This window comes from Acidimicrobiales bacterium (genome assembly GCA_040219085.1).
Taxonomy (GTDB): Bacteria; Actinomycetota; Acidimicrobiia; order Acidimicrobiales; family JAVJTC01; genus JAVJTC01.
Genome location: JAVJTC010000036.1, coordinates 1 through 11,831, shown reverse-complemented (window position 1 = coordinate 11,831; position 11,831 = coordinate 1). Strand labels below are relative to the sequence as shown.

The window sequence follows — 11,831 nt, the reverse complement described above, 5'->3', positions numbered from 1 at the left end:
CGAGGCTCGCCAGGCCGAGGGCATGGAGCGATGCCAGAAGGTCGGCGAACGGGATGAAGGCCGACTTCGTCTTGTCGTCGACGTTGAGCGCGACGTGATCGACGTCCGCCAGGATGCGACCCACCAGGTTGGTCAGGATCCGGTTGGGGCCTGCCTCGATGAACACCCGTGCACCGTCGCGGTGCATGTTCTCGACGATGTCCACGAACCTCACCGGGGCGCAGGTCATATGGGCGATGGTCTCGCGGACGGCCTCCGGTGACGGATCCATGGGCTCCGCGGTCTCGTTCGAATAGACCGGATGGTCGAGCTCGAAACAGTCGAGATCAGCCAGCTCGGTCTGTGCCATCTCAATGGTCACCGAGACGAGCGGCGTGTGGAACGGTGCGGTCACCGGAACGCGCCGGGTCGTCAGCTCACGCTCGTTCAGATCGTCGATGGTGGCGACGAGCTCGGCCTCGGCCCCGGCGATCACGGTGTTGTTCGGAGCGTTCATCGTGGCGACGAAGACATTCTCGCGACCCAGGTCGTCGAGGGCGGCCTGCACGATTTCGGCGGAGGCCGACACCGACGCCATGCCGCCCGGCGTCTGTTCGGCCGCCACGTTCGCGGCGAGACCCCGCCGGGCCGAGAATCGCATCCCGTCGTGCGGGGTGAGGAAGCCTGCGAGGATCGACGCAGCGATCTCACCGTAGCTGTGCCCCGCGACGCGCGCCGGCGTGATGCCGAAGACGCCGAGAATCTCGTGCGCGAGGATGTTCATGGTCCCGATCGCGGGCTGGGCCATGCGGGTGTCGTCGAGGCGACGTCGCTGGTCGCGGACCTCGGAGCGATCGAGCGACGGGGGCGGATAGACGGCGTCGGAGATCGACAACGGTGAGATCCCGTCGACGACGGCGTCGACGGCTTCGATCCAGGGAACAGCGAACGGGAACGACGTGGCCAGGTCGCCGAACATGCCGAGGTACTGCGCGCCCTGGCCGGGGTAGAGGAAGGCGACCTGTTCGCCGCCCACCCCGGTGCCCTCGCCGAGGTGGAGGTTGCGTGGCAGGTCGGCCACGTCGCTCGCGAGCGCTGCGAACGCCGCCTCGACCTTCTCGCGGAGGTCCTCGTGGCTGTTCGCGACGATCCCGAGGCGGACCAGCCCGGAAGGTCCGTCGACGTCGTCGACGTTGACCGATCGGGCGATCTGGGCGAGGGAGACGTCGCAGAGATCGTCGAGAACCCGCCCGAAGTCGGCGAGACGGGAGCGCAGATCGGCGCGGCTCGGCGCCGACCAGGTGAACAACTCGACCGGTCGCGGTGCCAGGTCGCGGAACCTGGCCGGGTCCGGGTGGTCGTACTCCTCGAGGACCACGTGGAAGTTCGTTCCACCGAACCCGAAGGCGCTCTGGGCTCCACGCCGGACAGGACGCCGGGGCGTGCGTATCCAGGGCCGACGACCGCTGTGGACGACGAAGGGAGTGTCGGCGAGAGCGGCGTTCGGTTCGGTGACGTTGATCGTCGGCGGAAGAAGACGGTTGCGCAGCGAGAGAGCGACCTTCGTGAGTCCGGCCACGCCGGCGGCGGTCTTGGCGTGCCCGATGTTGGACTTCACCGATCCCAGCGAGACGGTGCCTGCACCGCGATCGATGCCGAAGACGAGTCCCAGCGACTCGATCTCGGAGCTGTCCCCCGCGGCCGTCCCGGTCCCGTGGGCCTCGATGAGCGCGACGCTGTCAGGACGTACCGACGCGTCGGCGTAGGCCCGTTCGACGGCCATCCGTTGCCCCGCCGGGTAGGGCGCTGTCAGGCTCTTGCTCTGGCCGTCGCTCGACGCACCGATGCCGAGGAGGACCGCCTCGATGTCGTTGCCGTCCCGCACGGCGTCGGTCAACCGCTTCATGGCGACCATGCCGACACCTTCGCCGAGGACGATTCCGTCCGCAGTCGCGTCGAAGGGACGCGACACACCCGTCGGTGTCAGAGCGTGGGTCCGGGCGAAGGCGATGAAGCCCCCGATCGCGTTGGTGCAGTCGATACCACCTGCGATCACCGCGTCGGCGCGCCCCGATCGCAACTGGTTGACCGCCATCTCCATCGACGCCAGGGAGGCCGCGCAGGCGGCGTCCACCGTGGCGTTCGCTCCATGAAGGTCGAGGCGGTTGGCGATCCGGCCCGCGATGACATTGGTCAGCATCCCGGGGAACACGTCCTCGGACCACCGGGGCAGATGCGGGTCCAGCGAACGCAGGACCTCGGCGGACAGATCCGCGCTCACGACCTCGGTACTCACGCCCTGCAGAACGGGCCGGATGAAGTACTGGACGCCCACCCCGAAGCTCGCCGCGCCGACGAGCACCGCTGTTCGCGCTCGCGACAGACCCAGCCCCCGGGCTTCCGCGCTGTCCAGAGCGGTCGACGCCGCGTCGAGCGCGTACAGCTGTTCGGGGCTCGCATCCACCGCGGCGCGCGGGGGTATCCGGTAGGCCATCGGGTCGAAGCGCAGCGGATCGAGGAACGATCCCCACTTCGAATAGACGGTGTGTTCGCCCTGGCGGTCGGGAGCGAAGAAGATCCCCGGGTCCCAACGGTCCGGCGTCACCTCCCTGACCGCCGAGCGACCCTCGACGACCATGGACCAGAACTCCCTCAGGTCCCGAGCGGTCGGATAGTTCGCCGAAAGGCCGACGAGCGCAACGGCGTCGAGGCGACGGTCGGTCGCCTCGGCACGCAGCACGGTGATCGACCCCTCGGCGACGCTCCGATGTAGCTCGGCCATCGGTTGGACGTCGTGGCGCAGCATGGCCACTTCGCCGAGCATGTAGAGACCTTCACGGCGACGGGTCTCGGGGTCCACCTCGACGAGCCCGCCCCGGTTCGTGATCTCGACCACGACCTCTTCGTCGAACGACCCGAGGTCGGCCGCGAGGCCCTCGATGCCGCCGGCCGCGGCGTCGCCCACGTCAGAGGAGCGGCGGAGCCCCTTGGATGCGATCCGGAGTCGGCCGGTGTTCAGCACCTCCAGCTCCGCCCAGATCTCCTTGCCGTCGCGACCCGCGGCGAGCATGGCGCGGCGACGGCCGTCGAACTCCTCCGCGTAGGGGGTGGTGGCACAACGCGTCTGGTGACCAGGTGCCGTCGTGAGCAGCGAGGTCGACTCACATTCGAGCGCGCGGGCCTGGAAATCCTCGGTGATGGCCCCGGCGGCTACGGCCTCGGGGGTGAACATGTATCCCGTTCCCATCAGCGCTCCGACGGCGACACCGCGCCGCATGAGAGGCGCGACCACAGCCTGGGCCATCGCTGACGAACGGGCGTCGTGGATCCCGCCGGCGAGGAGAACACAGAGGGCCTCGGGATCCGACAGATCCGCGTCGACGATGACGTCGACCATCTGTTGCCACAGCGCCAGACTCGCCCTCGGGCCGATGTGCCCACCGCACTCGCGGCCTTCGAAGATGAAGCGCCGCGCCCCCTCCGCCAGGAAGGTCGTGAGCAGACCCGGCGAGGGAACGTGCAGATACGTGCGGATGCCGTGCTCCTCGAGCTCCCGGGCCTGGGCCGGCCGTCCACCCGCGATGATCGCGAAGTCGGGCTCGGCGGCGAGGACGGCCTCGATCTGCGCTGATCTCAGTTCGGACGGGGCGAAGCCGAGCATTCCGGCACCCCACGGCCGGTCACCGACGATCTCTGCCGTCTCGGCCATGAGTTCTGAAGCCGCCTCGCCCGACATGAGCGACAGAGCCACGAAGGGCAGTGCGCCGGTGGTGGCGACCTCACTGGCGAATGCGGCGACGTCGCTGACCCGCGTCATCGGCCCCTGAACGATCGGATAGCGAGTGCCGTGTTCGATTGCGAGCCGGGAGCCGACACCGAACACGGCGGAACGGGCGGCCTCGGCGACGCCGTCGAGAGAGACCTCTCTGTATGCGTGAAGCGTCGACGTCAGCGAGCCGTAGCGGGCGGCGAGGGGCCCCGCGAACGCGACCCCCTGCCCGAGCGCCACCGGTGGTTCAGCCATGCCCTCGCCGCGCAGCATGGCGGCGAATTCCCCGGTATCGGCGAGCTCCAGCCGGGTGTGGTCGGCGCGGGCGTGGATCCCCGAGATACGCAAGGAGCCCTCGCGACGGTCCACCAACCTGGTCTCGGTTCCATCGGCCGCCGCCACGAGACGCGCGAGTCGCTCGTCACCGGGGCCCGGCCACAATCCCCACAGCTCTTCGGCGAGCACGACGCCCGCGGCCTGCGCCAGTCGGTGTGCACCGGCGGCATCCACTCCGGTGGCGCCCGCCACCCAGAACGGAAGCTCGAAATCCGCCATCTGCTGGAGGAGCAGGAACGCGCCCGATGTGGAAACCCGACCGCCCGCCTCGTTGGCACGGACGACGACGCCGTCGGCTCCAGCCTTGGCGGCCCTGCGGGCCCCGGCGACGTCGGTGACCTCGGCGATCAGCCGCCGCGCCACCGGACGCCACGAATCGACCTCGTCGGGGTCCCCCGCCACCACCAGTACGCCGACTTCCGGGAGACCGCTCGGGTCGAGCCCGGCGTGCATCGCGTCGACTCGCAGCCCGCCGCGGTCATGAGTCAACACGGCATCGAGGCCTGCCGGCACGGCGGCACCGTCCCACCCGAGATCGACGATCGCGAGTCCCCCCGCATGAAGGACTTCGGTGAGTCCGGCGGCGTCGGCAGAGGCGTGTCGGGGCGCGACGACCATGATCTCCCAGTCCGGGGAGGCCCCGGGTTCGGTCAATCGGGGTGCGAAGGCACTCGTCACCGGCTTGTCGCTCTCCTCGGTCATCTTCGGATGCGTGCGGCCACCTTCGGATGCCTGTGGCACCGCGCGGCTCTGTCACGTGATCGACATGATCGACCCTCACATTAACGTCGGATCGCTGGACAGTCCGACCGGCGGGAATGTCGGGGATCCCGCGGCCGCTGACCGACCGGCACTCGACCGCCACTGGTTGGGTGGCTTCAAGGCTACCGCCGGCCCGCCTCACCTGGGCCGGGTTGCCGACATCGATCTGCCGTGACGTCCTCGCCCGAGACCGACCCGCGTGACCGGATGTCCGAACATCTGGTAGCGTCGCCTCGACCTCGGAGGAAGCCGTGACCGCCGTCCCCCTCGACCGCAACAGCCCCATGCCGCTGTGGGCTCAACTGGAGTCGGATCTGCGCCAACGCCTGGCGGGCGGCGAGTTCGACGAACAGTTCCCCACCGACGCCCAGCTCTGCGACGAGTACGACATCAGTCGACACACGGCACGCGAGGCCGTGCGGCACCTCAACAAGAGCGGTGTCCTCCGCCGTGAGCGCGGCCGCGTCACGGTGGTCAACCGCGCCGAGATCGAGCAGTCTCTCGGTGCTCTCTACAGCCTCTACTCCGAGATCGAGAAGGCCGGCATGGACCAGACGAGCGAGGTCCTCACCCTCGAGGTGACGACCGACGCCGACGCTGCGGACCGCCTCGGACTCGACGACGACGACGATCTGGTTCACATCGTGCGGATCCGCTACGCCGACGCCCGCCCCCTCGCATTGGACCGTGCCTGGCTTCCTGCGGACATCGCCCGCCCACTCCTCGACGCCGACCTCACCCACACGGGGCTGTACCAGGAACTCGAGCGGCTGGTGGGCTACCGGCCCGACTCCGGCTCTGAGCGGATCATCCCCGAACTCCCCACAGCGGCGGACCGGTCCCATCTCGGTCTGCCCGCCGACGGCGTCGTGTTCCGCCTCGAACGGCTCGGGCGCCACGCGGGGAGGCCCATCGAGACGCGGGTCACCCTCATCAGGGGCGACCGCTTCCGCCTCGTGGCCGACTGGACCCTCGCAGCCGAGACGGACCTGCGCCTCCAGCTGACCGAATCCCGCAACGACTGACGTGTTGTCGACCCCCCTCCTCGTCCTCGCGGCCGCCTGTACCGCTGCCCTCGGCGCTCTCGGTGGCCTCGGCGGGGCCGTGCTGCTGGTCCCGGTGCTCGTCCTCACCGACACGCCCGCCGCCGCCGCCGCGCCGCTCGGCCTGCTGTCGGTCGCCGCGGGGTCCCTCGCGGCGACGTCACGGCAGGTCCGTGAACGCGCCGTCAACCACCGCCTCGGCGTCACGACCGAGACGGCCGCCACCGCCGGAGCCATCACCGGTGCGGTGGTGTCCGGCGCGTTCTCCGACACGGTGCTCACCTACATCCTCGCCGCGACCGCTGCCGCGGCCGCGGTCGCGGGAGGGCGGCGCAAGGGGATCCGCAACCCCCCGGTGCCCGGGCTGGGTACCGACCACGTGGGCGAGCGCACGGGCACCCTCGACGCGGCTTACCCCGTCGGGGCCGGCGTCGCTCCGTACTCGGTACGCCGGCTCCCGCTGGGCCTCGCCGCGATGACCGTCTCCGGACTCGTCGCGGGACTCGCCGGCACGAGCGGCGGGTTCATCAAGACACCGGCGACCTCGGAGATCATGCACGTGCCCGTCAAGGTCGCCGCCGCGACGACGACGTTCACCATCGGGGTCACCTCTGGCGCGGCCATCGTGGTCTTCGCCATCCAGGGCCGGATCGACGTCGACGCGGGGGTGGCTGTCATCGCCGGCAGCCTCGCCGGAGGCTGGCTCGGCGCAGCCCTCCAGGCGCAGTTGTCGCCGCCCGTCGTGCGTCGGGTCCTCAGCGTCGTGCTCATCGCGGTCGCCGTCGCCCTGGTGGCAGGCGCATGAACGGCACCCGCGACACCCGGATGGCGACGGGACTCCAGGGCGCCACGGTGGCGGCGTTCGTACTGGCGGTGCTGGCCATGGCCGTACCGGACCCGGGAGGTCACGGACTGGGCGTCGCCGTGGTGGTCCTGCTGGTCGCCGCACCGCTGCTGCGGGTGATGGGTCTGGTCCTGTGGTGGTGGTCCGAAGGCGACAGGCGGTTCGTGCTCGTGGGACTCGGACTGCTCACCATCGTCGGACTCGGCGCGATCATCGCATCCCTGCGCTGAGGGGGCAGGTCCCGGACGGACCGCACCGGACCCCTTGCCCGGCACCCTAAATGTGCGTACATTTGGTCATACGGGTTTGACACGTCGAGTCGGGGGCCGGGGGATGATCTTCGAGCAGCACTACCTGGACTGCCTCTCCCAGGCGTCCTACGTCATCGGTGACGAGACCACCGGCCGCGCGGCGGTGGTCGATCCCCGGCGCGACATAGGCGTCTACCTCGAATCGGCGGCCGAGCACGGCCTCACGATCGAGTGGGTGCTCGAGACCCACTTCCACGCGGACTTCCTGTCGGGACACCTCGAGTTGGCCGAGGCCACCGGCGCCACGATCGGCTACGGCCCGGGCGCCGAGACCGAGTTCGCATCCCGGGCGCTGCACGACGGTGAACGGATCAGCCTGGGTGAGGTCTCCCTCGAGATCCGCCACACCCCTGGCCACACGCCCGAATCGATGTCGATCGTGGTGTGGGAGAATGCCGACGCCGAGGCCCCCTACGGCGTGCTGACCGGTGACACGCTCTTCATCGGCGACGTGGGCAGACCCGACCTCCTCTCGTCGGTCGGAGTCACCGCGGTCGAACTCGCCGGACGTCTCTACGACTCGCTGCACACGAAGTTGCTGACGCTCCCCGACGAGACGAAGGTCTACCCGGCCCACGGCGCCGGGTCGGCATGCGGCAAGAACCTCTCCACCGACACGTTCTCCACGATCGGCGACCAGCGCACCTCCAACTACGCCCTCGCTCCGATGGCCCGCGAAGACTTCATCGCGGTGGTGACCGAGGGCCAACCCAGCGCCCCCGCGTACTTCGCCTACGACGCAACCCGCAACCGCGAGGATCGCGAGATTCTCGACGAGACGGCTCCGCCTGCGGGCCTGGAGTACAGCGAGCTCCTCCACCACCAGCTGCGCGGCGCCGTGCTCCTCGACACCCGCGAGCCCAACGAGTTCGCCACCGGGCACCTCGCCGGCGCCGTCAACGTCGGCCTGACCGGCCGCTACGCCGAGTACGCCGGAGGTGTGATCCAGCCGGGTGGAGCGATCATCCTGTTCGCAGAACCCGGCACGGAACTCGAGGCGAAGATCCGCCTCGCGCGCATCGGCGTCGACAACGTGAACGGCTATCTGCCCGACCCGGTGGGGGTCATGACCGCCCACCCCGACGACGTCGTGCGTTCCTCGCGGGTCTCGGCCCCGGAACTGCGGGCGGCCCTCGACCGCCTCGACGATCTCGTCGTCGTCGACGTCCGCCAGCCGGGCGAGACCGCCGACGGCAGAATCGAAGGAGCGCTGATGATCCCGCTGCCCGAACTCAACAAGCGCATCGCCGAGCTGGACGCGGCCAAGCCGACGGTCGTCTACTGCGCCGGCGGCTACCGGTCGTCCATCGCCGCCTCGCGCCTCGCAGCGGCCGGATTCGCCGACGTGTCGGACCTGCTCGGCGGTTTCGCCGCCTGGGAGTCGACCCGACCCGAGACGGCGGGGGCCTCGTGACCCGCCTCGGCTTCCTCCTCGACGCCGACAGCTGCATCGGCTGCCACGCCTGCACCGTGGCGTGCAAGTCCGAACACGACGTGCCTCTCGGCGTGAACCGGACCTGGGTCAAGTACATCGAGACCGGCGCCTACCCCGACGCCCGACGCCACTTCACCGTCATGCGCTGCAACCACTGCGACGACGCGCCGTGCATGACGATCTGTCCCACCTCGGCGCTGTTCCGCGCCGACAACGGCGTCGTCGACTTCGACGACACCAACTGCATCGGCTGCAAGGCGTGCATGAATGCCTGCCCGTACGACGCGATCTACATCAACCCCGAGACCCACACCGCCCACAAGTGCAATTTCTGCAACCACCGCATCGACGTCGGCCTCGAGCCGTCATGTGTGGTGGTCTGTCCCACCCAGGCCATCGTCGTCGGCGACCTCGACGACCCCGGCTCGTCGATCTCGCGGATCGTCGCCCGTGACGACGTGGCCGTTCGCTCACCCGAGCAGAACACCAAGCCGAAGGTCTACTACCGCGGTGCCGACCAGGCAGCTCTCGACCCGACCCGCACCGCCATCGCGGACGACGGGATGATCTGGGCCGACACGACACCGGACCACCCGACCGTCCCCGTCCGCGACGACGGCGTCGTCGCAACCACCACCTACACGACAGCCCACCCCGTTCCGTGGCGCGAGATGGTCTCGGCCTACCTCGTCACCAAGGCCGTCGCCGCGGGTGCGATCCTCGTCGCCGCGCTGCTCGTCCTGCTCGGTCACGCCGACGTACAGGGCGCCGTCGGCGTCAGCCCGGCGGTGGTCGCGGGCGCCTTCACCGCCCTGACCGGGTTCCTTCTCGTCGCCGACCTCAAACAACCCCGGCGCTTCCTCTACATCCTCACCAGATCGAACACGCAGAGCTGGCTCGTGCGCGGGGCGTGGATCCTGGGAGCGTTCGCAGCCGTCACCGGACTCTGGTTCATCGGCGGCGTGACCGACTCGCCCGGGCTGATCGAAGGTGTCGCCGTCCCCGCAGCGCTGCTCGCCGCAGCCACAGCCGGCTATACGGCGTTCCTCTTCGCGCAGTGCGAGGGGCGAGACCTGTGGCAGACACCACTGCTGTTGCCGATCCTGCTGGCCCAGGCCGTCACGGCCGGGGGCGCGGTGTTCGCCGTGACCGACTGGTTCGCCGCCGTTCCCGAACCGACGGCGGTGCGCTGGGCACTGCTCGGCGGCCTGCTCGGCTCGCTAGCCCTCACGCTGATGGAGATCACCTCGCACGGGTCGCGCCACGTCGAACTCGCGACGGCGGCGATGACGAAGGGCCGCTGGGCCGGACAGTTCTGGGTGGGCGGCGTCGGGATCGGGATGATCGCGCCCGCCGTGCTCACCGGCATCGCCCTCGCAGCCGAGGTGGACGGGCCGACGCTGCCCGCGATCGCCGGCATCGCCGCCGTCGTCGGAATGGCCGCATACGAGGACGCCTTCATCCGTGCCGGCCAGTCGGTCCCGCTCTCGTGACCCCGTCCAGAGCCGTGAACCGCCCGGCACCGAGATCCGCCGCCCGACACCGGAACCGACCCGGAAGGACCCGACCGTGACGACCACCGAGCCGAACGAGGGCCTGTCGAACTACCCGCCGTTCGAGAAGTGGGGTCGTTGGACCGAGCTCGACGCAAAGGCCTGGCCCGACCGGGTCGAACGCGACTACTCGCTCGTACCGACCACCTGTTTCAACTGCGAGGCAAACTGCGGACTGCTCGCCTACGTCGACAACGACAGCGGCGAGATCACCAAGTTCGAAGGCAACCCCCTGCATCCCGCCAGCCGGGGACGCAACTGCGCGAAGGGCCCGGCCACTCTCAACCAGGTGCAGGACCCCGAACGGATCCTGCACCCGATGAAGCGCGTCGGCGAACGTGGCGGCGGGCAGTGGGAACCGATCTCGTGGGAGACCGCCCTCGCCGAGATCGGCGGCCGGCTCAACACGGCGTTCACCGAGGGACGCCACGACGAGATCATGTACCACGTCGGGCGACCGGGTGACGACAGCTACATGGAGCGCGTCCTGCACGCGTGGGGCGTCGACGCCCACAACAGCCACACCAACATCTGCTCGTCGGGAGCGCGCGTCGGGTACGCGTCGTGGATGGGCTTCGACCGCCCATCCGCGGACTACGCCAACGCCGACATGATCTTCCTGATCTCGTCGCACCTCGAGGCCGGGCACTATTTCAACCCACATGCGCAGCGGATCCTCGAGGGCCGCAAGCGCGGCGCGAAGATCGTCTGCGTCGACCCGCGGCTGTCGAACACCGCCTCCGTGGCCGACTGGTGGCTTTCACCGTGGCCGGGTACCGAGGCGTTCATGCTGTTGGCCATCGCCCGGCTGCTCGTCGTGAACGGCACCTGGGACCGGGAGTTCTTCCGTCGCTGGGTGAACTGGGAGACCTGGCTGGAGACCACCCGCCCGGACCTCGAGCCCGTCTTCGAGAACGTCGAGCAGGCGTTTCTCGATCTCTACGCCGACTACACCCCCGCCGAGGCCGCCCGCGTGTGCGGGATGCCCGAGCAGTCGATCATCGAGGTGGCCGAAGCCGTCGGGGACCGCCTGGGCCGGTTCGCCTCCCACAACTGGCGGGCCTCAGCGGCGGGCAACCTCGGCGGCTGGCAGACGTCGCGGTGCCTACAGCTGCTCGTGGTCCTGACCGGCTCGGTGGGCACGAAGGGCGGGACGAGCCCCAACGGCTGGGACAAGTTCATCCCCCACCACCCACTCAACCCCGAGCCTCAGGGCCGCTGGAACGACCTGACCTGGCCGATCGAGTACCCGCTCGCCCACCACGAGATGTCCATCCTCCTGCCGTACTTCCTCAAGCAGGGACGCGGCCGGATCGACACCTACTTCAGCCGGGTCTACAACCCTGTCTGGACGAACCCCGACGGCTTCAGCTGGGTCGACGTCCTCACCGACACGGACCTCGTGGGCTGCCACGTGGCGCTCACCCCCACCTGGTCGGAGACCGCGTGGTTCGCGGACTACGTCCTGCCGATGGGTCTCTCAGCGGAGCGCCACGACGTCGCGTCCTACGAGACCCACGCCGGACGCTGGATCGGTTTCCGCCAACCGGTCATGCGCCGCTACGCCGAACAGCACGGGCGCGTCACCGAGCGGACCCACGAGACCAACCCCGGCGAGGTGTGGGAGGAGAACGAGTTCTGGATCGACCTGTCGTGGCGGATCGACCCCGACGGCGCACTGGGCATCCGGAAGTGGTTCGAGTCACCCGGGGATCCGACTCGGCCCATCAGCATCGACGAGTACTACTCGCTGATGTTCGAGAACTCGATCCCCGGTCTGCCCGAAGCCGCCGAGGCGG

The 11,831-nt window shown here is 69.6% G+C and carries 7 protein-coding genes; 6 read left to right on the top strand and 1 reads right to left on the bottom strand.

Annotated features, from left to right (window positions below; translation table 11 throughout):
- Positions 1-4,786: beta-ketoacyl synthase N-terminal-like domain-containing protein (locus RIE08_15645; protein ID MEQ8719043.1), on the bottom strand; the 4,786-nt coding region annotated here is incomplete at its 3' end.
- Positions 4,787-5,097: 311 nt separating this feature from the next.
- On the opposite strand from RIE08_15645, the gene RIE08_15640 reads away from it, so the two are divergent.
- From RIE08_15640 to RIE08_15615, 6 genes are all read left to right on the top strand, one after another.
- Positions 5,098-5,871, top strand: a complete 774-nt coding sequence (locus tag RIE08_15640) for a GntR family transcriptional regulator (GenBank protein MEQ8719042.1) — start codon at positions 5,098-5,100, stop codon at positions 5,869-5,871.
- A gap of 1 nt (position 5,872) precedes the next feature.
- Positions 5,873-6,694 carry a TSUP family transporter gene (locus RIE08_15635; protein ID MEQ8719041.1) on the top strand — a complete coding sequence of 274 codons (822 nt, stop codon included), beginning with the start codon at positions 5,873-5,875 and terminating at the stop codon, positions 6,692-6,694.
- Positions 6,691-6,963 (top strand): hypothetical protein, encoded by a 273-nt coding sequence (locus RIE08_15630; protein MEQ8719040.1) that lies wholly within the window; start codon positions 6,691-6,693, stop codon positions 6,961-6,963. The genes RIE08_15635 and RIE08_15630 overlap by 4 nt, the downstream gene beginning before the upstream one ends.
- Positions 6,964-7,039: 76 nt before the next feature.
- Entirely contained in the window at positions 7,040-8,458 is a 1,419-nt protein-coding gene (locus tag RIE08_15625; protein ID MEQ8719039.1) for an MBL fold metallo-hydrolase, read from the top strand.
- Positions 8,455-9,972 carry a 4Fe-4S dicluster domain-containing protein gene (locus RIE08_15620; GenBank protein MEQ8719038.1) on the top strand — a complete coding sequence of 506 codons (1,518 nt, stop codon included), beginning with the start codon at positions 8,455-8,457 and terminating at the stop codon, positions 9,970-9,972. Before RIE08_15625 ends, RIE08_15620 begins: the two co-directional genes overlap by 4 nt.
- 76 nt (positions 9,973-10,048) lie before the next feature.
- On the top strand, positions 10,049-11,831 hold a 1,783-nt coding region (locus tag RIE08_15615), incomplete at its 3' end, for a molybdopterin-dependent oxidoreductase (GenBank protein ID MEQ8719037.1).

What these genes read in the sequence shown, in the direction of transcription:
- RIE08_15630 (MEQ8719040.1), top strand. Translation starts at nt 6,691, where the DNA reads ATGAACGGCACCCGCGACACCCGGATGGCGACGGGACTCCAGGGCGCC.